Origin of the sequence: Pseudomonas sp. HMWF032 (assembly GCF_003060885.1) — a bacterium.
GTDB lineage: Bacteria > Pseudomonadota > Gammaproteobacteria > Pseudomonadales > Pseudomonadaceae > Aquipseudomonas.
Genome location: NZ_QAIG01000005.1, coordinates 978,222 through 1,000,732 on the forward strand (window position 1 = coordinate 978,222; position 22,511 = coordinate 1,000,732).

A 22,511-nucleotide genomic window follows, 5' to 3' on the forward strand; every position below is an offset into this window, starting at 1 on the left:
AGGTCTGACTCATGCTCCTGTGCGTCCTTTGAAGCCCGCAGGTGCCGCTTTCTTCTCTTTGGGCACATCGACTTTACGCGTGTTCTTGAACGCCAGTAGATCCACCTCAAAGATGCTGATCACTGCCTGGTTGTTGCCATGGACATGAGCGATCTGTCGCTCATAGTGGGCTTTCCAGGGGGCATGGGCACTGGAGCCACCATATTGCCCTGTATTGGCCAGCATTACGGGCTGATACATATGGAACTGTAGGGCTGCAGTCATGTTGTCAAAGGTGTTGATATCTGGATTCAAGGCCGCGATAACAAACCCATCACTGATGTCACGCATATCTGCGCTCAGCTTGAGGTCTGTTGCGTCATAGCAGACTGCCCCAGTCAGGTGTGCTTCGGCACCTGAATGATCCTTGAGCTGGATAATCACTTGATAGGGGCGGTGCCCCTCAACACCAGAGGATAGTTCCCACGGGATGCCATGCTGCTTGCCCTGATAAGCGCGGATGATCTGTCTACCAGCTGCGCTTTCCTGTCGTAACAGCCACACCGCGCGGTTGATGGGCTTTTTCAGGTAGGGGTGTTCAACAAATGTTTGCCCCGCGAAGATTAAGGCTCCCGTGCTGTCTGAAAGACGATGAAGTAGCCACATGTCGTCCGGATGAATAGCAAGTTCTGGAAAGACGATGAGATCAAGTTGGTTCTTCTGTTGCGCTGATGTCTTACGATTTGCGAAGCGGCTTGCTGCCAGTTGCTGTCCAAGTAACCGGCACATGGCTGCTAGGTGTGCTCTATGCCTAGCCCGGTAGGATGCAGTCCACATCAGCGGGTCGCCACTGGAGAAGTCGCTGTCGCGAGGCATTAGCGTCTGCACCAACGCAACCTTTAACTCACGCAGGTTGGATTTTGGGGAGCAGTCAACAGGCAACAAGTAGGCTGGCAGATTAGACTGTCTGCCGTATATGCGGCCCTGCTCAGCCAGGCGAGCTTTAACTAGTTTGAGTAAGTCTGATGGCTGGCGAACTGCAGCAAAGCCCTCAATATCCGTCCTATTGATCTCTAGCCCAGGCCACTGCAAAAGACGCATGACCAGTTCATTGAGCCATGGCGAAATTGGGGTCGGCTCCTCACCTAAACCACGGCTCAGCGGCATCAGCCCCATGCGACGTTTATACCAGCTGCTTTGCAGGCCGCGATAACGATCAAACTGCTCTTCTCGTACTGGGAAAAAGCGAGTTGTGAAGTCACTTTCGCCGATGATGGCTGAGCGCAATAGACGTCCTAAACGGTAGGCCCAAGCCATTTCCTCTGAGCACCATGATGGTTTCTCATTCCATGGGTGCACGATCTTGTTCGGAGCTTTGACGATCAAAGCCAGTGGCGTATCTGGATGCTGAATCTTGTTCCAGTCACCACAGTCGACTGATAGCCAATCCAAGCCCAGTCCATCGTTATAAAGACAGCCGGAGTGCTCAGTTTTTAACAGTTCAGCGGCCAGTTTGAGCAATGCGTTTTCCTGAACAAACGGGTTTTCAGGATGAGCCACGATTGCCGGCAACGAGCGTTTGCCCTTGGGCCAATCTATTAATCGTGCGGATGTGTCCTGAGCATGGCCTTTAGGCAAATAGCGCTCTAGATGCTTGACCCATCCAGCTTTTCCGCTGCCCTGCCATGAGCTGTGCAGCTCTCCAAGAAGCCTCGCCTCGATCATGGCAACATCGTCAATCAGCGCATTGGCTTCGTTGACCGTTAGCCTTTGCAGCCAGTTACCCAGCCAGATAACGAACTTATCCCGCTGTCCGGTAATTCTCATCACAAGCAGCCCGGCTGTGAGTGCGTTGTGAGCATTCGCGGTGGTTGGCGGCGTAAGGCGTAGGGCGTCATGCAATGCGCTATAGGAGGCCAGTTCTGTAGAGAGAGGCAAAGCCACTGGGTACTGCATGACAGCCAGAAAGAGAGCAGCCTGCTGATGCAGATACCACGGGAGTGTTTCGTTCTCAGTTACCTCTAGTGCTGCCTGCAGCAGCTCTTTGCGGTAGCCCGTTATGTCCGCCGACTCTGGGTAGCTTTCTGGACGATGCAGTCCTGTTTCTACTGCGCCGGCCCTGAGCAGATCAGCAAGCACAAACAACGCGACTTCCCGCTCGGATTGTGGGGCGGCTGGCTCTAGCTTCAGCATCAGTGCCTGAAGAACCGGCCGCAGCAGTTTGGCAGAAGGAAATATGTCCAAGCCGCAGCGCAGAACGCTGGCCAGGGCAGGATTGCGTGACCAGCAAGCGATCAACTTACGGGCAATCGTTTCCATTTCATGATCAAGTGCCTGTCGCTCACTGACTTCAATATTAGTCAGCGCATCCTCGGCAGGTAGCTCGGGATCAGCCATGCTGCGGCGCATGCGTAATACTTGGCGTAATCGATTGGCCGCAAAGCGCTTGACGGTATCGTCACGCACGTCCGCTCGGGGCAGGGAGATACGGGCCAGCGATAAGGGGTTCTCATCGACATCGTTGGCATCATCCAGTGCGTCTGCAAGCCAAAGTAAGTGATCCAGGCTTCCAGTAGCCTGCAGCAAAGTCGCGGGGTCGGGGGCTGTGCTGATTTGCCCGTTCACCCCTCGCATAAAGCGGGAGGTACTGCCCTGAACGGCGAAGTCTTCCCAGGCGACTGCTTCTGACTTTTCCTTCTTGGTTTCCAGGCCATTCGCTGCATCTTTAAAGCAGACTCCGATGAGCATGTTTGCCCAACTGCTCATGTCTCCCGCAAGAGTTTCAAGCGCTAAGTTTTGCGCCGACTCGGTTGGAATAGCCACGACTAAGCGCATGTCATCGACATAGCGGCAGTAGTCCAGCAGCCTGGCCGAGACTGTAACGCCATTGATTTGGATAGGAATGCCGATACCTTGGCGTAAGCTTCCAACCACCATCTGGTCGAAATCATGCATGTAAGCGTTGGCAAAGAAGCCGCTTGCTACCAAGCCCTGGGGGAGGCCTAGTTTGAGCTCGCTACGGCCGGCTGAATCGCTGGGGTTCCATTGCCAGCTAACGATCTTCTCAACTGCTTGCCAAAAAGGTTCGGCTTCAACCTCGGAGTAGGGGATGGCGAATTCGCTGGCATAACGTTGGTACAGCGTGCGCAAGCGGCTGACCACAGCGGACTGATTAACACAGTCATAAAACTTGGCCAGATCAAGCTTGACCACAAACAGATGCTCGTCATGCAGGCTGGGCAGTGCTTCGCGACAAACTTCTGAGGGGCGCTCCAGAAAACGCTCATAGTCCACAAAAAACTGCGAATAGGTGGTGGCATTGCCCCAGCGAAAGCGCCCGTGCTGTTTGCCATCAGACTCTTCAAGCCAGTCGCAGAACAGCCGATTACCGTAGCTACAAACTCGCTGTCTGGCTTGGGCCTTGCTGTCGTAGCTCGCGGGGTCTGTATTGCCTTGCAGTGTTTCTACTGCGTCCGCGAGACATAGCATGACGGCAGAAGCCAAAACCTGCTCACGAATGCTGACATGGGCTAGTGGACGTAAATCGGGCTCTGCTTGTTGAATTTCGCCATCTTTATTGACTATGGCTTTGAATTTCCAGTCGCCGCCTTCAGCTTTAGCTTTCGATGGAAAGTACCACTTGCCATTCTTTGGGGCCGGCACCAGGCGCAAAGGGCTTACTGCGCTATGGTCGTTAGTGGAAACCTGCCGCTGCCACTCTTTTAGTGTCTGCGGTAGCAGCAGGGAAACCTGCTCCAGCTCCAGAATGTCGGCATACCAATTATGTCGGCGAATGTAGGCGTCGGACTTTTTCCAAGCCTGAGCCAGAACTGCCTCATCGGCTAGCAGGTCAAGTGATGGCATCAAACGCTCATAGCGGGCATCAACAATGGTCATGCTACAGCCTGCTCAACTAGGGTGTTGGCCAGTTGTTCATTAAGCTGACTGAGTCGGTTTAGGCGGGCTTTCAGTCGGTCGCAGAGGGTCGGCCCCTTCCATTGGCAGTAGCGTTGCCCTGGTTCGTCAGGGCTGTGCAGTTTGCCTCTGGCTATGATGCCGCCCTTAGTAAAGCTGACTTTCTCCTCGCGCACTTGCTTGTGCATGTCCCAGCCCGCTTGCCTGACAGCAGGGGCGATGTACTTGCTGCAGATGTCCCGCTCGGAAAGCGACTTTTTGTCCATAACCCCAATTCCCTTTCAAGCCGGCCTGGTCGCTCCAATCCGGCACTGCTGATCGTGCTCGATTGGCGTAAATGTACCTTGTTTGGCGTTAATTGGGGGCTGGCAGGGCAGTCAGATTTTGCGACTAAAGTTCGAGGGTTTGCCGATTTGGAGCAGGCGGGAGTAGGTTTCGCCTGTCGTGTTCCCAGAAGGGTCAATGATTGGCCAGTTCGAGCAGCAGTGGATGGGGCAAAAATAGTTCTGCCCCCCGTTACTGTACTTGGACTGAAGTCTCTCTCGCGCGAAATGCGGCACTCTCCATCAGTGCTAGCCGCACACAGAGAGACTCTACCGCTAGATCGCTCATAGTTCCCGCAAGGCTGCTAGATAGCTCCGAGGCCAACGCTCCATGGTTTTCCTCCTCAATCTCGCTCTTAAAACGATCGAATGCACGAGCAAGAGAGTTAGCGACTTCGATTAATAACCCTTCGTCTGGCGCATCCGTTAAGTTTTTCTCAATAAGTTGGATGTTCTGGCTGTAGCGCTCGAGGAGACTGGTTAAGAGCTCTAGTTCTGTGGAGTTAAGTTCCCTTCCTGACTCCGCACAGACTGCGGACATGGTGCTGATAGCATCGAATGTTTCGTTATAGAGATTTAGGCTTTGATCTCTTATTGGTTGGTAAGGCAGGTCGTCTGCCCATTCGTTAGCAAAGTCTAGGCTGGGGAAAGTTGAAGAGATAAATGTCACCCCCATGGGGGCTAGATGGCCACAGATCACAGCGCCGTAACTGATTTTAGAAATGTTCTGCAAATCGGTTGCTACAGAGGTGAAGATCGCTTCAGTTGCGAGCCAGTCGGCCAGAGCATCTACCTTTAACAGAACAGCGAACTCAGCATTTGGCCAATAAATCCCTCTGTTTTCAGCCCTCGGGCGCGAGTAGACCTCTACATCGAGGCCATGCACAGCCATTGCTATTTGAATCTCTTTTCGACGGGCAGCTAGCGTGCTCTCTGCCCTTAGGTGGGCTTCAATGGCAGCGCGTCGCAAAATGGAGTTGTGACGGCTCATAGTGCGGAAGCGGGTTGCTGCGCTGGATCGTCTTTCCGGGGCCGTTGCGGTATCGGCCAACACCGCGTGTATATCCCAAAGGGTGTCTCGCACGTGCACCAGCGTTTCAAGGGGAGGTTCACTAGTCATGCGCCATGTCTCGGGACGTAATAGTGCTTCTGCGTCGCGTGCAAGATCGGCTGTCCTTGCCGCCATGAGCAGCGGTTTTTCAGAAACGCCATTGGTAAGTTCGTCCATGAGTTGCTGCAGGCCGGTGACGAAGCTATGAGGCTTGTCGCTATCGCTTAACTGGCCCATTTCTAACGGGCCTGAAATAGCATCTTCGATGCTAGGAGGCTGAATAAACGTTGTGAGCCAGTTGCGTACTTGGAGAAATAGTTTCCACTTCTGCCCTGGGGTTTCCATTCGGCAATAAAAGTCGCCAGCCTCTTGTAGTTTGAGTCCAATCTCCTTGATGGCTTGAGCAAGTGAGGTTGCCCGCTGAGTTTCTGTTGGGGCGGCTATCAATCTATGTATCGCCCGCCCCTGAGCACGGTTCCATGCAACCCTAGCTGGCGCAACCAATGCCTGACGAGGCATGCGCTTCCTGTTTATAGACTGGTCTCTATAGCCTACGGGGTGTCCGTTGGGGAAAAGTGCATCCGAGATCAGGAGCTCGGCGTTAGGGACTGCTGCTGCCATGGCAGCGCAGAGGCCCACCACTTCGGCGTTTAGGTCTGGTTGAATCTCAGGGTGAATAAAGCGGATGTAGCCTGTGACACTGCATTTGCCCTCAACCTGCCCGATCACTGGGCGGGTCACCCAAGGGGTTTCGTTGTATATCCGATCAAGAAGAACCTCCGATCCGCCAGCCGCATCCACCACCTTTTGGGCCGTCTCTAGATCAACCTCCCTTAATGTCGTTAGAAGGGCAATTAACTCATCCAAAGGCTCGTCAGCCAGACTGCCTTCTGGGATGCAGCTGACAGATGGTGGGAGCTTACAACCCGTTATTGGTAGAAGTGCTGCAGTCAGCTCATTTATGTCATTAACGTCGAGAGGTGATGGACACCAGCTACCAGCCATCTTCTCGAAGAGTGTTTTGCGTAAGTCAGGAACGTCGACCTTGGCGAAGGCAGTCTGGGCTTCGATGACTTTTGCGAACATATCGAGACCACCCAGCTCTGGCTTTGCAAGGGTGAGCATGAAAGTGAAACTGCTAAGGCGATCATCGATCCCTGTTGATCGAGAGATTTCTAGCCATCGCTCGGCAATCCGGTCAGCAGTTGCGAGCCCTAGGCCATAGACAATCGGGATCCAGCAGTCTTTCTGGGTCGGCCTAAATCGAGCAGCCAGCCCTTCTAAGAGTGCTGTTTCTTCTTCAGGCCACCGCCTTAAAACCCTTACGATAAAGGCTGCGAATGTGCTGGCCGAAAGCGTTTCAGCGGCTGCTGCGACTGCTTTGCTGCGGGGCTCGTACAGGATTTTTCGGATCGCTTCGTCAAGATATGTGGAGCGAATCTCATGTAGCCCTGACAATGTCCCGTTGGGCTGTGCGCGCACTGCGTGTTCGTCGATCAGTCGCTGAAGTGCTGTTGCAAATTGAAACTCATCCAGCCCAGAAAGTGTTTGGAGCAGATGCGGGTCTACAGCTGCCCCTTGTGCTGCGGCAAAAGAGATAGTTCGTAGGAGCGTTAGCTCGCCGCTACGCCCTTCTGCCAGGCGACGCCGCACTTGTTCGCGAATTGTTTCCTCAAGACGCTGACCGGCAGTAAGGAGATGGGTGTATTCGAGAAGCAAGCCCTTGCTAAGCTCAAAGGGCTCCTGCCAGTGACTGAAGGCTACTGAATCGGATGCCTGAAGCGTCTTCCAGATACGATTTGCTAAGTCTTCAGTCAGAGTGGGGCGAACCGTGGGTGTGCGGGCTGCGGTTGAGAGGGTGAAAAGGTCCTCCTCCCGAACTGTTCCAATAGCAAGGATACCGGCGTGCGCTTCTATCTCTCGAACCAGCGTATCCCACCCCACGGTTTCCTGGCGCCCCACGTCATCAATCACGAAGCCTACAGGACGGTTGGGTTCTGCCTCCAAGAGCTTTGCGAGCTGAACTAGTTTTGCTACATCGGTGGATTGCAGCTCTCGAACACGGTACCAGCGCACCGCGTGACGTGTGTGGTGCGCCGACAGCCAGGCCAGTGCCGACTTACCGGCTCCGGAGGGGCCTGCAACTAGTGCAAATCTTTTAGCTTCAAGGCCACCCAGGACGTCAGTCATTAGCTCCGGTCGGGCAAAGACCAAGCCGCTTCCGACATGCCCCGGAGCAACATTGATACCTTTGTAGAAGCCAGCGGCTGGCATGGGGGCGCTAAAGTCGGCTAGCTCTGCCAGGCCGGCTGTCAGTGCTAAATATCCGTTAGGATCGATGACTCCGTGGACCCCATCAATCCGCATTTGAACATCACTGCGATCTAGCGTTATCGGAGCATCGCTGGAGGCAGAATAGTTGCTATCAGCCGCATGCCCGGCCTTTTCCCTGAGTTGCTGGAGCGCGAGCCTTACGCCGGCGGGGGGCAACGGCGCATTGGTTAGAGCCTTGCAGCCCTGCTCCAGTGGATCGGTCTCTACTACAAGGTGGATGTGCGCAAGCAACGCTTCGACTAGGCCTGTGTCGTGAGGGCCTAGGGCGTCTGATAAGAGTCTCTCGAACTTACTCAGCTCTTGACCGCTATCTGCGAGCGAGACTTGCCAACCGGTATGCTCTATGCCTTCAAGTGGTCGTTCCAGCACCAGGGCCAGCCGAATTGTGGGCTTTTTAAGCCAGTCAGATGGTAGATCTTTGGCGCTTTTGGCTAGGTGTCTGGCTGCTTCAAGTTGAGTGAAGGTGCCGTGAGGATCGTGCCGGGCCTTGAGCTGGGCCCTAAATTCATATTCCGGACCATGTAAGGTTAGATCATCGATGCCTTCTGGTATGAGATGCGTCCAAGCTGCATCGCCGCGCCAGGCCAGCACTGTGAGCCAGGTAGCGACCGCATCTTGATATCGAAAGCCGCGGCCGGAGCGGGCTCCTGATCGTGTTTTCTTCCAAAGCTCTGCATCAATCAAAAATGGCTGGGTTGAACCAGTAGCTGCCATTGCATTTCCTCATTCCCTGAATACGCTAATCAATGCGTTGTACCGGCCCAGAGTCGATAATTTGCAATCCGGGATGGTGCTTTGCTTTGGAGTCAAAGCTTGGGTTGTGCGTGATTTAAGATGGTCTCAGCGCAATTTTTTAGCTAGATCTTCCATCCTCGGATGGTAATAACGCATCAGCATGCGCGTGTCCTGGTGTCCGGTGATTTTGGTCAGCTCATGCAACGGAAAAATCTCGGCCAGACACGAGGTGGCTTCATGGCGTAGGTCATGAAAGCGCAGGCTCATCAGGTACGGATCGTCGTTTATGCGCTTGTCGATCTTCTCCTGGGAGAGCTTTTTCTGTTTGAGGTGAAGCGTTAGCCCTTCTACGTAAGCACTGCGGGCACCGGCGACAGCGTCCGCGAATGCTTTGGTGATTGAGTCCGGTCGGCTCTTAAAGTAACGGCCATCGTCGCGCTCGGCGAGACTTTCCAGTATGTGCACAGCCTTGCTGGAAAGGGGTACGCCACGTGCGGAGCCGTTCTTGGTCACAGGCAGAAGGGCGACCCGTTTGTCCCGGTTTACGTTGGCGCGAAGCAGGCCGGTTATCTCACTGCGGCGCATTGCTGTTTCTACGGCGAAGGCGACGATTTTCGGCAGCTCGGCCGAGCGTGAGTGCCGGCAGATCATTTCCAGCTCGTCTAGGTGCTCGCAAACCAGTTCATCGTTCTGAAGCGTCCATACATCTGCGCTGAGGATTCGCCGCTTTCGGGCGTCATCGACGCTCGGTTGGCGGATCAACTCGACGGGGTTGCTCAGTGACTCCATGCGCCACTCTTTGCGGGCGATGGTGAAGACGTGTGAGATCAGGGCAAGCTCGCGGCGCACGGTGGAGGGGGCCATGCCCTCTTCGAGGCGCATGTCACGGTAAGTGGCCATGTCGGAGCCGCGAATGCTGGCAAGCGAGCGAAGGGCGAGAGGGTGGCGTTGCATGGCCTGGATGCGCGATAGCTCAGAGGCGCTACTGCGCTTCTTGCTCGTCACCTCCTTGGCGTACAACTCCAGCGCGCTGGAGAACGAGGTGGTCTCGGCCTCGTTTCGACTGACGAAAATTCCGGCGTCCATCTCGCGTTCGATCATGGTCGCCCAGGTCTTGGCTTCGGCCTGGGTATTGAACGTCTTGGTTTGCAGGGGCCATCCTTTACGTCTGACTTGCACTTGCCATTGGGATGGGCCCCGCTTGCGAAAGGTCGCCATTTCTAATCTCGGTGTGACAAAATTGTGCCAAATATCATAAAGGAATACCCATGGAAGCCGCAAAGAACCAGTTAATACGCGAAACCTTCCCCGTCGGGCCGTTGCAGTGCAACTGCACGATCATCGGTGACCCTGTGACCAAGAAGGCGATTGTGGTCGATCCAGGTGGCAATCCTGATCTGATCATGGCGCGTCTGGAGGCGCACGGGTTGAAGGTGGTGAGCATCATCCATACCCACGCGCATCTGGATCACTTTCTCGCCTCGGGGCAGATGAAGGAGAAGACCGGCGCGACGCTGCATTTGCATAAAGAGGATCAGTTCCTCTGGGACAACCTGGAGATGCAGTGCCGCATGTTCGGTGTGCCTTACACGCCGGTGCCCGCCCCGGATCAGTGGCTCAGTGATGACGAAGCGTTGGCCTGCGGCTGTGGTGTGGCATTGCACACGCCTGGGCATACGCCGGGGTCGATGAGTTTCTGGTTTGCCGATGCCAAGCTGCTGATTGCCGGCGACACCTTGTTCAAGCGCGGCATTGGTCGGACGGATTTGTGGGGCGGGGATTATTCGACCATCGAACGTTCGATCAAGCAGCGCTTGTATTGCCTGGATGAGGATGCCACGGTGGTCACCGGCCACGGTCCGGATACTCGGCTGGGCGATGAAATGCGTGAAAATCCGTTTGTTCGCGCATGAGCAGGCCGTGTGTACCGGGCGTTGACGGTGGGTCGGGAAGGAACTTTCGTAGGGCTTTCTGCTCTCACCTGCGGGTGAAAACCTTGTACTCGAATTGGATGAAGGAAGCGCACATGAAGCTGTGGCGAAATCTGCCGGTTGCATTACTCGGGCTGAGTGTATTGGCCGGCTGTACCACCAACCCCTATACCGGTGAGCGTGAGGCGGGCAAGGCGGGCATCTACGGCGGAATTGGTGCGGTGACTGGCGCGGTGATTGGTGCGGCCACCTCAAGCAAGAAGGATCGTGGCAAAGGTGCCCTGATCGGCGCGGCCGTCGGTGGTGCAGCCGGTGGTGGTTATGGCTATTACGTTGATACTCAGGAAGCCAAGTTGCGCCAGACCCTGCAGGGCACGGGTGTACAGGTGCAGCGCAATGGGGATGACCTGAAGCTGATCATGCCGGGCAATATCACCTTCGCCAGTAACTCGGCGGATATTTCCAGCAGCTTCTATCCGACGCTTAACTCGCTGGTCACGGTATTCAAGGAGTTCAACAAGAACGGCGTGAACATCGTTGGCCATACGGACAGCACCGGCTCGTTCGAGTTGAATCAGAACCTGTCCAACCGGCGTGCACAGAGTGTTGCCTCTTATCTGAGTGCCAATGGTGTTGCCGGTTCGCGCTTGTCGGCCTACGGTGCGGGTCCGAGTCAGCCAATTGCCAGCAATGCCAATGAAGCTGGCCGCGCGCAGAACCGCCGCGTCGAGATCAACCTGCGTCCGCTATAAGCGCAGGCGTTTACAAGGCCGTGCAGTCTCCAGGCTGCGCGGCTTTTTTATGCCGGCGATTTGGGCCCGGCTACCTGTTCAAATCGTGACTAGACTGCTGGCAATGGTTCACTTCTACCTTGCCGTCGCAGTGCCCCAGTCTGCGCCGGACATGGACGATGACTGGAGATTCCATGGACGACCACCTCGCGTTTCCTGCCCGGAAAATCTGGCTGCCACTTTGGGCCACCCTGTTTGTGTTGATCAGCCTGGTCAGTTTGTCGCTCTGGCAATGGCAGGCACTGACGCAGCGTGACAATCAGCAGCGCCAACAACGTTTTGAGCTCGAAGCGCAGGACATCAGTCAGCGTGTGATTAGCCGTATGCAGGGCTACGAGATGGTTTTGCGCGGTGTTTCGGGTTTGATGACGGGCAATGAGCATGTGGCGCGCGAAGAGTGGGAGCGGGCCGTTGATCAGCTGCAACTGCAGGATCGTTATCCCGGCATTCAAGGGCTGGCGTGGTCCCGCTATTTGGCAGCTGATCAGCTTGAGGCCTTTATTGCCGACGAGCGTGCTGGCGGCCGCGAGGATTTCCGCCTGTATCCCCCTGGTCAGCGTGAACATTATCTGCTGATCGACTACATCAGCCCGCTGGATTGGCGCAATCGCCGGGTTTTGGGCTTCGACATGCTCAGTGAGGCGGTGCGCCGGGCGGCTGTTGAACAGGCGATGGACACCGGTGTAGCGACCCTGAGTGCGCCGGTCATTCTGCGTCAGGAAACTGCAGAGAATGTGCAGGCCGGTGTGCTGTTGTACCTGCCGGTGTATCAGCCCGGTAAACCATTGAGCACCCGTGAGGAGCGCCGTGCAGCGGTACTCGGCATGCTCCACGCCGCTTTTCGCAGCCATGATCTGATGGCCGGGATTCTGGGAGCGCAATCCAGTCGATTTTCCATTCGCCTGAGGGATCAGCAGGCCCCTGATACCGTGCTGCTCAGCGGGGAAGAACAACCGGCAGGTTTACCCGCTTCGTTCCGCCATGTGATCGAGCTGCCCCTGTATGGGCGTAACTGGTTACTGGAGGTGAGCAGCACCGACATCTATGACGCTACGCGGATCAATCCGGACGGGCATGCCAGTTTGTGGCTGGGGTTGCTGGTCGCTGTGCTGCTGGCATTGTTGGTGGGCGGCTATCTCTACTGGCGCGAGCGCGAAGCGCATAGCAGCCTGCTGGCCACCGAGCGTTTGCGTGAGCGAGAGGAGCGCTTTCGATTACTGCTGGAACGGCTGCCGGTTGCAACACTGCTGTGCAATGCACAGGGGCGCATCGAGATGGCCAATCGCAGTGCTGCGGAACTGCTGGATTGTCCTGCTGATAGCCTGATCGGCGAACGAATGAAGCGCTTTCTGCCGACGGTTGATCAGCTCAGTGAACTGGTCAGTGGCGAGGGGGCTGCGGAGTTGGCCAGCGAATATCAGGCTCGCCGCGACCTGGGTGATGACATACCGGTGACGTTGAGCCTTAGCGTGTTGGACGACTCCAGCGGCGTCAGCTATCTGATCAACCTGATTGACCTGCGCGCCCGTAAAGGTGCGGAAGAGCGCTTTCGCCGGGTAGTTGAGGCTTCGCCCAATGCGATTGTGCTGGTGGATGCCAACGGTTGCATTGCCATGGTCAATCGCCAGGCAGAAAAGTTGTTCGGCTATTCACGCGACCAGCTGCTTGCCCAGCCAGTGGAACTGCTGTTGCCCGAACCCTTGCGTACCAGTCACGCGCCTATGCGCATGGCATTTCAGAGTGCCCCGGTGCAACGCCAGATGGGCCGTAACCGCGAGCTGTTCGGCCAGCACAGTGATGGTCGGTTGATCCCTCTGGAGGTCGGTCTGTCGGCCATTCTGGGCGGCGAGGATGCTCTGGTACAGGCGGTTATCATCGACATCAGTGAGCGCAAAGCCGCCGAGCAGCGGCTGCGAGAGCAAGCCGAGCAGTTGATTCTGGCCAATCGCTATAAGTCGGAGTTTCTTGCCAACATGTCCCATGAGCTGCGCACGCCGCTCAACAGCATCCTGATTCTCAGTGACCAACTCCGCCTGAATAGTGCCGGCAACCTGACGGAGAAGCAGGCCAGGCATGCGGACATCGTGCACCGTGCGGGCACTGACCTGTTGCAGCTGATCAATGATGTACTGGATCTGGCCAAGGTCGAATCCGGGCGTATGCAACTCAAGCTCGAAGCGCTGAATATGCAGGATATTCTGGTGGAGCTGGATGCCAGCCTGAGGCCGATGGCTGAGCTCAAGGGCTTGCATCTGCACACGCAGTTGGAAGCCGGCGTTCCTCGCATCGTTCATTGCGACCGTATTCGGTTGCATCAGATTTTGCGCAATCTGCTGTCAAATGCCTTGAAGTTTACCGAGCAGGGGGCGGTCAGCCTGACTGTCAGCTGTGCCAGTGGTGAGCCGCCAGCCGGTCATGAGTTACTCGATTTCAGCGTGCGCGATACGGGTATTGGTATCGCGGCGGATAAACACGAGCAGATCTTTCAGGCCTTTCAACAAATCGATGGTTCTACCAGCAGACGTTTTGGCGGCACGGGACTTGGGCTGGCGATTACCCGTCAGCTGGTGCTGGCAATGGACGGCGAGATCAGCCTGCAGAGTGCGCCGGGCGAAGGTTCCTGCTTCAGTGTGCGTCTGCCGGTACGCGTCGTGCCTCAGGTGGCGGATGAACCATTGCCGGATGCGCCGCAGCGCAGTGGCAGCGGCCCGGCTGTCCTGATTGTCGAGGACGATGTGAACTTTGCGGCCGTGCTGGCCGAAGAAGCGCAGGCCCGTGGCTTCACCAGCGTGCACTGCCGCAGTGGTGTGCAGGCACTCAATCTGCTGCAGAGCGAGCATTTCAGCGCCGTCATCCTGGATATTCTGCTGCCGGATATCAGTGGCTGGCAGCTGTTCCGGCGGCTGCGTGGGCAGGCCAGCTATCGTCTGACGCCGGTGCATATCATTTCCTGCGTACCGCAACCGATTGACTGGACTGATGACGGCACTCGGTATCTGGTCAAGCCCATTCAACGCGCCGATCTGGAGCAGGTATTTGCTGAGTTGCAGCACAGCCCCCTGCCGGTGCAGCGCCTGCTTCTGGTTGAGGATGTTGAGGTGGAGCGCGAGCATTATCGCGAGCACCTGCAGCAACTGGGGTTCACGGTGCGCGCCTGTGCCCGTGCGGATGAGGCGCGTAGCGTTTACAGCAAAGAGCAGTTCAGTGCGCTGGTGATCGATCTTGATCTACCGGACCAGGATGGCTTCGAGTTGCTTGAAAGTCTGGATCGTCTGAGCCCTCTGCTCGGCAAACGCGTGGTGATCAACACCGGGGTGGACGTCACGCGTCAGGCGCTACAGCGTTTGCGTCGTTTCAGCGCTGTGGTAGTGCATAAGCATGGCGAAAATATGCAGGGTTTGAGCGAGGCTGTGCAGGGCTTTCTGGGCGGTGTGTGTGATGACCCAGTCCGCCAGGAGGTGGTTCATCTGGACAACCCGTTGGAAGGACGGCGCGTGCTGCTGGTTGATGATGATGTGCGCAATGTCTACGCCATGAGTGCTTTGCTCGACGAATTGGGGCTGGTGATTGGCTCTGCCAAGGACGGAGTGGAGGCTATTGCCTGCTATGAGCGCGAGCCCTTTGATCTGATTCTGATGGACATGGCCATGCCCGTGATGGATGGCTACACCGCCACCCGCCTACTGAAAGGCGAGCATGCCTGTGCCATCCCGATCATCGCCCTGACGGCCCACGCAATGAACGGCGATCGGGAAAAGTGCATCGCTGCGGGAGCCGACGATTACCTGGCCAAACCGGTCAGTCGTGAGGCCTTACTCGACATGCTGGTGCGCTGGTTGGCCTATGCGCCGGGGTCGGGTGCAACGGCAGGTGGTTCAACGGCAGCGTTCCGGTAGTTTCACTGGGTACTGCTACCCTGAACCAGAGCGAGGGACGGTAGGGCCAGGGGCAAGGGAGGACACATGGCACAACTACAGATGAAGGTTGCGGCACCGACTCAGATTCTGCTGGTGGTTGATGATCGCCCGGAGAACCTTGAAGCCATGGAGGCCTTGCTCGACGATGGCGACTGGCAGTTGCGCTGTGTGGGGTCGGGCGAGGAGGCGTTGCAGTGCCTGCTTGAGAACGATGTCGGGCTGGTACTGCTCGACGTACAGATGCCGCAGATGGACGGTTTTGAAGTGGCGCGCCTGATGCGCGGCAATCCGCGCACCCGCTACACCCCGATCATATTCGTGTCTGCCATTGCCCAGACTCAGGACTCGGTGCTCAAGGGCTATGCCACTGGGGCCGTGGACTTCATGCTCAAACCGTTCGAACCCAGTGTGCTGCGGTACAAGATTCACGCCCTGCTTGAGCACGAGCGCAATCGCAGTGAGCTGCTGCAACTCAGTCAGCAATTGGACAATGCACGTGCGTTCAATGCCTCGGTACTGGATAACGCTGCTGAGGGCATCATGGTGGTGGGGGAAGATGGCCGTATCCAGTTCGCCAATCCGGCCATGGCGCGCATGCTCGACAGTTCTGTGCGCGACCTGGAGGGCAGTGAAATGCTTTCTTACCTGGTGGCGCCCCAGGTCACCTGCGAGTGGCGCATGTCCGAGTTCTATCAGCAATGGCGGCGTGGTGAAGCCTATCGTCTACATGATGCCAATTTGCGTACCCTGAGCGGTGGTCAGGTGCCAGTGGCATTGTCCTGTTCGCCCTTGCCGCGCCTGCAACATGCCATGGTGGTCATGGCGCTGGATATGTCGGTGGTGCGCAACCTGCACCAACAGCTGGAGTCGCAGGCCATCACCGATGCGCTGACGGGCCTGCTCAATCGCCGTGGGTTCTATCAAGCGGTGGATGCGGCACTGGCGCGCATCGATCGGAGTGGTCAGCGCATGGCGGTGCTTTATCTCGATCTGGATGGGTTCAAACGCATCAATGACTCTTTGGGGCACGACGCCGGTGATCAGTTGCTCAAGCGCGTGGGGGAGCAGCTCAAGACCAGTCTGCGTCCCTACGACAGTCTGGCGCGGATCGGCGGCGATGAGTTTACCGCGCTGCTCGATAGCCTGGAGCACCCTGAGGATGCTGCCCGCATTGCCGAGAAACTGATTGAGCAGGTTTCAGTGCGGCATACCATAGAAGGCGTGGATGTGACCCTGGGGGCCAGTGTTGGCATTGCCTGCTTCCCTGAGTGTGGACAGACTGTTGAGGGATTGTTGCGTGCGGCGGACATGGCCATGTACGAGGCCAAGCGTTCCGGGCGGCAGCAATACCGCTTCTTTTCAGCGGAGATGAACGGCCGTGCGCGCTCGCGGCTGATGCTCGAAGAAAGCCTGCGCAACGCCATCGAGAATGATGACTTTGTTCTGGTCTACCAGCCGCAGATTTACCTCGATAGCGGTCGCTTGCGTGGTTTCGAGGCGCTGCTGCGCTGGCAGCATCGGGTGGCTGGGACGGTCGCGCCGGGGGTGTTTATTCCGTTGCTGGAAGAAACCCGGTTGATCAACCGCTTGGGCAGTTGGATTTTTAAGGCCGGTGTAGAACAGTGCCGGCAGATGAGCCAGCTGCATGGCTCTCAGCTGGTTGTCAGTCTCAACGTCAGCCCGGTGCAGTTCAGTATGCCGCAGCTGGTCGATGACTTGCGCCGGGTGCTGGATGAGCACCAGTTGGCGGCACAGCAGTTGGAGGTGGAAGTCACCGAGAGTGCGCTGATGCAGGATCTGGAGACCAGTCGCGAACAGCTGCGTCAGCTGCGCCAGCTGGGGGTGAAAATTGCCATCGACGATTTTGGTACCGGCTACTCATCCCTGGCCTATCTGCGCCATTTCGAGTTGGATACGCTGAAGATCGACCGCCTGTTTATTGCCAATATGCTCGACTCACCGCGCGATGCGGCGGTGGTCAGTACCATTATTGATTTGGGCCGCCACCTGGGCCTGGAAGTGATCGCCGAAGGGGTGGAAACCATGGCCCAGCGTGACTGGCTGGCCCAGCACCACTGCGCGATCATGCAGGGCTTTCTGGTGGCACCGGGGCTGAGCGTGGAGCAGGCCAGGGCGTTTCCTGCGCAGCTGGACTGGCACAACCTGCCGCGCAACGAAAAGCCCGCCGGATAGGCGGGCTTGAGCGCAGTGTGGGCGAGTATCAGCGCGCGGGGAAGCGCTGTTTCAGCTCATCGAGCTGCGCATCCTTGTCCAGCCACAACTGGTTCACCCACTGCTGGAACTGCAGGCGATAGGCTTCGTCCTGATCATAGTTGCCACCGATGAATTCAGCCGGAATCTGCAACTCCTCGAAGCGCACCACCACCTGGCTGACCCTGCCACACAGCAGGTCCCAGAAACCAGGATTGCCCTGTGGGTAGTGGATGGTGACATTGACCATGCTGTGCAGTTGCTCGCCCATGGCGTCGAGTACAAAGGCGATCCCGCCGGCCTTGGGTTTGAGCAGGTGCTTGAATGGTGACTGCTGCTGCGCGTGCTTGGCGGGCGACAGGCGCGTGCCTTCGAGGAAGTTGAACACCGAAACCGGGTTGGTCTTGTAGCGTGCGCAGGCCTTGCGCGTGGTGGCCAGGTCCTGGCCGCGTTTCTCTGGGTACTTGGCCAGGTACTCCTTGCTGAAACGCTTCATGAACGGGAATTCCAGCGCCCACCAGCACAGGCCAATCACCGGGACCCAGATCAGCTCCTGCTTGAGGAAGAATTTCAGCAGCGGCATACGCCGGTTGAGCAGGTACTGCAGGACCAGAATATCCACCCAGCTCTGGTGGTTACTGGTCACCAGGTAGGAGTGCTGTTTGTCGAAGCCGCTCAGGCCGGCGACATCCCAGTGGGTCTTGCCGACCTGTTTCATCCAGAATTTGTTGGTGCTGATCCAGAACTCGGCAATGCCATGCATGACAAAACGCAGCGCCCGTTGGATCGGGGCAATCGGCAGCAACAGCTTGAGCAGCGCCACGGCGAACAGCGGCCAGCAGCAGATCAGGGTGTTCAGGGCAAGAAGCAGGCTGGCCAGCAGGCCGCGTAGTGGGGCAGGCAGAAAATACAGCATTGGGGCAGGTGCCTCCAGAAAATGGGGCCGGCTGTTTGTGGCCACAGTTGTGGCGCTCAAGCGGCCTTAGCCCCCGACTTATCTACGCCTGCGGTTTTGTACCGCAGATCGGTCGGCGCACAGGTTAACGCCTGTACACCGAACTGCAACCCCCTCGAAACGCTGGTGATCGCAGCGTTTCGTGGATATTTACCGCTGATCCAGGGGTGGTGCGGCTCCCGTTGCCGCTTATTGCGGCAGATTGGCGGCCTGAATGGCGGTCAGGGCAATGGTGTAGACGATGTCGTCGACCAGTGCACCGCGTGACAGGTCATTCACCGGCTTGCGCAGGCCTTGCAGCATGGGCCCGACGCTGACGCAGTCGGCGCTGCGTTGCACCGCCTTGTAGGTGGTGTTGCCGGTATTCAGGTCGGGGAAGATAAACACCGTGGCGCGGCCGGCTACCTGGCTGTTGGGGGCCTTTTGCCGGCCAACACTTTCAATCGCTGCGGCGTCGTATTGCAGCGGGCCATCGAGCAATAGTTGAGGGTCGATGGCCCGCGCCAGGCGCGTGGCCTCACGGACTTTCTCGACTTCTTCGCCGCTGCCGGAATCACCGGTGGAGTAGCTGAGCATGGCCACCCGTGGGGTGATACCGAAGGCGCTGGCTGAGGCTGCGCTTTGCAGGGCGATTTCTGCCAGCTCCACGGCGCTTGGGTCGGGGTTTACCGCGCAGTCGCCATACACCAGCACTTGGTCAGGCAGCAGCATAAAGAACACCGAGGACACCAGTTTGTACCCCGGTGCGGTCTTGATCAGCTGCAGGGCCGGGCGGATGGTGTTGGCCGTGGTGTTGATGGCCCCGGATACCAGGCCGTCGACTTCATCCAGCGCCAGCATCATGGTGCCCAGCACCACCGTGTCTTCCAGCTGCGCGGCAGCCATTGGCGCGTTCAGTCCTTTGCCTTTGCGTAACTCGACCATGGGCTCGACATAACGCTCGCGGATCAGGTCCGGGTCGAGGATTTCCAGCCCTTCTGGCAGCTCGATGCCATGGGCGCGGGCCACCGCGTGGACGTCATCCGGCTTGGCCAGCAGCACGCAGCGTGCGATGCCGCGTGCCTGGCAGATGGCCGCAGCCTGCACGGTGCGCGGCTCGCTACCTTCGGGTAGAACGATGCGTTTGTTGGCCGCTTTGGCGCGCTGCACCAATTGATAGCGAAAGGCGGGTGGCGACATGCGCAGCTCGCGTGGCTGGCCGCAGCGGGCGAACAGCCATTCGTGGTCGATATGGCTGGCGACGAAATCAGCGACCTTCTCCGCGCGCTCCTTGTCGTCGACCGGGATTTCCTTGTTCAGGCGGTTGAGGTTGGTGGCGGTGTCATAGGAACCGGTGCTGACCGTCATTACCGGCAAGCCACTCTGCAATGCTCCGCGGCACAGCTCCATGATCCGTGGGTCCGGGGCAAAATCGCTGCACAACAGCAGGCCGGCCAGCGGCATGCCGTTCATGGCGGCCAGACTGGCCGCGAGGATGATGTCGTCACGATCTCCAGGTGTGACCACCAATGTACCGGGCTTGAGCAGTTGTACGGTGTTGGCCACCGCACGGGCGCAGAGTACGATTTTCAGCATGCGCCGCTGCTCGTAATCGCCGGCATTCAGCACCCGCGCGCCGAGCAGGTCGGCGATGTCGCGGGTGCGCGGGGCGTTCAGTTCGTCCTGCCAGGGAATGCAGCCGAGCAGGCGGAAGTCATCGGTCTTGAGCAGTGGGGAGAGTTCCTTCAGGCGACTGGCGAACGCCTCGGTGCCGTCTTCGCTGGGTACCTTGTTGAGGATCACGCCGAGTACTTTCTCGTCTTTGGGGCCGCCAAACAGCTGCGCCTGGATCTCCACCCGATCGCTCAGTTCGCTGAGGCTTTCCTGTTCCGGGGCGGAGACCAGAATTACCTCGGCATCCAGACTTTTGGCCAGATGGAAGTTGACCCGTGCGGCATAGCTGGCCTGGCGGGTTGGCACCATGCCCTCAACGATAACCACATCTTTGCCGGCAGCAGCCTGTTGGTAGAGGCTGATAATTTCTTCCAGCAGCTCATCCAGCTGACCGTCACCCAGCATGCGCTCGACATGCGCCAGTGCCAGGGGCTTGGGCGAATGCAGGCCGTGGGTGCGGGCGACCAGCTCGCTGGAGCGCTCTGGGCCCAGGTCTCCCTGATGCGGCTGGGCGATGGGTTTGAAAAAACCGACCTTGAGCCCGGAACGCTCCAGAGCGCCGACCAGACCCAGGCTGATTGAGGTCAGGCCGACACCGAAGCCGGTCGGGGCGATAAAGAAGGTGTGCATGGGGCTTCCTTTGTGGCTGGGGCGGGTATGCCCGCGAAAACAGGGTGCTGGCCGCTTGCGGCTCAGGCGTCAAGCAGGGCCAGGGTGTCGAGGGCGATCTGCCGTTCCTCGTTGGTCGGCACCACCATGATCCGTGGATGACCCGGTGCCTGGATGGGGCCGGCTGCGCCGCGCACGGTGCGGGCATTGGCCGGCTCGTCGAGGGCCAGGTTGAGCAGTTTCAGATGGGCAACGGTCTGGCTGCGAATCAGTGCCGAGTTCTCGCCGATACCGCCGGTAAAGACCAGCCCGTCGAGTTGTGGCAACGCGCAACTCATGGCCGCCAGGGATTTGGCCAGGCGGTAGCAGAACACCTCGATGGCCAGGGTGGCGCCGGCATGCCCCTGTCCGCGGGCCTGCTCTAAGGTGCGCATGTCGTTGGACAGGCCGGACAAGCCCAGAAGGCCACTGTCCTTATTGAGCATGGTTTCGATCTGCTCCAGGCTCCACCCCAGGGTGCGGGCCAGGTGGCTGTGCAGGTTGGGGTCGACATCGCCGCTGCGCGTGCCCATCACCACGCCTTCCAGAGGGGTCAGGCCCATGCTGGTGTCGCGGCTTTGCCCGTCGACGATGGCGCAGGTCGAGCAGCCATTGCCCAGGTGCGCCACCAGCCAGCTACTGGCACTGACCGGCAGGCCGGCCAGCTCGGCAGCGCGCTGGCTGACAAACCGGTGGCTGGTGCCGTGGAAACCATAACGGCGTACGCCGTGTTCGCGGTACAGGTGTTCGGGCAGGGCATAGCGGTAGGCGTGCTCGGGCAGGGTCTGGTGAAAGGCCGTATCGAACACCGCCACCTGAGTCAGGTCGGGGAACAGCTTGATCGCCGCTTCGATGCCCAGCAGATTGGCCGGGTTATGCAGGGGCGCCAGTGGCGCGGTGGCGCGAATTGCCGCAAGGCTGGGGGTATCCAGGCGGCAGGCCGCAGTGAAATGCTCACCGCCATGCACCACACGATGGCCAATACCGTGCAACTGCCCGCCAGCGGCGGCCTGCACCAGGGGCAATACCTGGGCGAGAGCTGCACGGTGATCGGCATGGGGCAGGATCAGGCTGTCTTTTTTGTCGCCTTGTTGCCAGTGAATTTGTGCATCCGGGCCGCCCAGACGCTCAGCCAGACCGCTGAGGATAAAGCCATCTTGCGCTTCGTTGATCAGGGCAAACTTGATCGACGAGCTGCCGCAGTTGATCACCAGAATATTGCGTGCGGGCATCTACCACTCCTTGTTCAAATCTTGGGTCGGGCGTTCTATCGTCGCCTCGCTTGCGCCATTTTCAGCTGCGCACCATCCGCAGGCAAAGGCTTTGTCCAGTTGCGCCTGACGCTGTTGGGCATCCAGCACCCAGGCGCGATTTTGCCAGGGCGGCTGGTGGCGCAGGTGCTGGGTATGGCCGCAGGACAAAACGGCCACCCAGTGGCCGTGCTCATCCTGACGAAAATCAAGCAGGCGCGCTGAGGCCACGCTTGCCCGTCCGTCTGTGTCCGGTTCGCTTTCGCGCGTGCCCTTGGGTAAACTTGCCCGCTCTTTATTTCCAAGCAAAGGTCTCGCCCCATGCTGATCGCCGCCAATAAGGCTGTCTCCATCGACTATACCCTGACTAACGATGCCGGTGAGGTGATCGACAGTTCCGCAGGCGGCGCGCCGCTGGTTTATCTGCACGGTGCCGGCAACATCATCGGCGGCCTGGAAAAAGCCCTGCTGGGCAAGCAGGTTGGCGACGAACTGGACGTTGCCGTTGAGCCGGAAGATGCCTACGGCGAATACAGCGCCGAGCTGGTAGCCACTCTCAACCGTTCGATGTTCGAAGGTGTGGATGAGCTGGAAGTGGGTATGCAGTTCCACGCCTCCGGCCCGGACGGCGGTATGCAGATCGTGACCATCCGTGAACTGGATGGCGACGACGTGATCGTTGACGGCAATCATCCGCTGGCGGGTCAGCGCCTGAACTTCAAGGTCAAGGTTGTTAACGTACGTGATGCCAGCGAAGAAGAAGTTGCCCATGGCCATATCCATGGCGAAGGCGGTCACCATCATTGATGGTTTAGCCT

General features: G+C 58.1%; 13 protein-coding genes. 5 read left to right on the forward strand and 8 right to left on the reverse strand.

Annotated features, from left to right (window positions below):
- Positions 1-9: 9 nt before the first annotated feature.
- The 4 genes from DBR00_RS07350 to DBR00_RS07365 form a co-directional block, all read right to left on the reverse strand.
- Positions 10-3,876 carry an RNA-directed DNA polymerase gene (locus tag DBR00_RS07350; protein WP_108487011.1) on the reverse strand — a complete coding sequence of 1,289 codons (3,867 nt, stop codon included), beginning with the start codon at positions 3,874-3,876 and terminating at the stop codon, positions 10-12.
- The gene (locus DBR00_RS20965; protein WP_108487012.1) at positions 3,873-4,160 is read right to left on the reverse strand and encodes a hypothetical protein; all 288 of its coding nucleotides are present in this window, start codon (positions 4,158-4,160) and stop codon (positions 3,873-3,875) included. The genes DBR00_RS07350 and DBR00_RS20965 overlap by 4 nt, the downstream gene beginning before the upstream one ends.
- Positions 4,161-4,410: 250 nt before the next feature.
- A complete protein-coding gene (locus DBR00_RS07360) occupies positions 4,411-8,316 on the reverse strand; it encodes a hypothetical protein (RefSeq protein ID WP_108487013.1) in 3,906 nt (1,301 codons plus the stop codon).
- 126 nt (positions 8,317-8,442) lie between these two features.
- Complete coding sequence (locus DBR00_RS07365; protein ID WP_108487014.1) at positions 8,443-9,555, reverse strand: site-specific integrase; 1,113 nt, start codon at positions 9,553-9,555, stop codon at positions 8,443-8,445.
- Positions 9,556-9,605: 50 nt separating this feature from the next.
- Between DBR00_RS07365 and DBR00_RS07370 the strand changes: the two genes are divergently transcribed.
- From DBR00_RS07370 to DBR00_RS07385, 4 genes are all read left to right on the forward strand, one after another.
- Positions 9,606-10,250, forward strand: a complete 645-nt coding sequence (locus DBR00_RS07370; protein WP_108487015.1) for an MBL fold metallo-hydrolase — start codon at positions 9,606-9,608, stop codon at positions 10,248-10,250.
- A gap of 113 nt (positions 10,251-10,363) precedes the next feature.
- Positions 10,364-11,020, forward strand: a complete 657-nt coding sequence (locus DBR00_RS07375) for an OmpA family protein (protein ID WP_108487016.1) — start codon at positions 10,364-10,366, stop codon at positions 11,018-11,020.
- A gap of 173 nt (positions 11,021-11,193) precedes the next feature.
- On the forward strand, positions 11,194-14,955 hold the full coding sequence (locus DBR00_RS07380) for a CHASE domain-containing protein (protein ID WP_108487017.1): 3,762 nt from the start codon (positions 11,194-11,196) through the stop codon (positions 14,953-14,955).
- A 66-nt stretch (positions 14,956-15,021) separates the two neighbouring features.
- The gene (locus DBR00_RS07385; protein WP_108487018.1) at positions 15,022-17,169 is read left to right on the forward strand and encodes a bifunctional diguanylate cyclase/phosphodiesterase; all 2,148 of its coding nucleotides are present in this window, start codon (positions 15,022-15,024) and stop codon (positions 17,167-17,169) included.
- 28 nt (positions 17,170-17,197) lie between these two features.
- On the opposite strand, the gene DBR00_RS07390 is transcribed toward DBR00_RS07385, so the two are convergent.
- The 4 genes from DBR00_RS07390 to DBR00_RS07405 all read right to left on the reverse strand — a co-directional run bounded on the left by DBR00_RS07390 (position 17,198) and on the right by DBR00_RS07405 (position 21,924).
- The gene (locus tag DBR00_RS07390; protein ID WP_108487019.1) at positions 17,198-18,103 is read right to left on the reverse strand and encodes an acyltransferase; all 906 of its coding nucleotides are present in this window, start codon (positions 18,101-18,103) and stop codon (positions 17,198-17,200) included.
- A 228-nt stretch (positions 18,104-18,331) separates the two neighbouring features.
- Positions 18,332-20,425, reverse strand: a complete 2,094-nt coding sequence (gene pta / locus DBR00_RS07395; RefSeq protein ID WP_108487020.1) for a phosphate acetyltransferase — start codon at positions 20,423-20,425, stop codon at positions 18,332-18,334.
- Between the two features lie 62 nt (positions 20,426-20,487).
- On the reverse strand, positions 20,488-21,675 hold the full coding sequence (locus DBR00_RS07400) for an acetate kinase (RefSeq protein ID WP_108487021.1): 1,188 nt from the start codon (positions 21,673-21,675) through the stop codon (positions 20,488-20,490).
- Complete coding sequence (locus DBR00_RS07405; RefSeq protein WP_371920624.1) at positions 21,676-21,924, reverse strand: DUF3565 domain-containing protein; 249 nt, start codon at positions 21,922-21,924, stop codon at positions 21,676-21,678.
- Between the two features lie 90 nt (positions 21,925-22,014).
- On the opposite strand from DBR00_RS07405, the gene DBR00_RS07410 reads away from it, so the two are divergent.
- The gene (locus DBR00_RS07410) at positions 22,015-22,500 is read left to right on the forward strand and encodes a peptidylprolyl isomerase (RefSeq protein WP_108487023.1); all 486 of its coding nucleotides are present in this window, start codon (positions 22,015-22,017) and stop codon (positions 22,498-22,500) included.
- Positions 22,501-22,511: the final 11 nt, after the last annotated feature.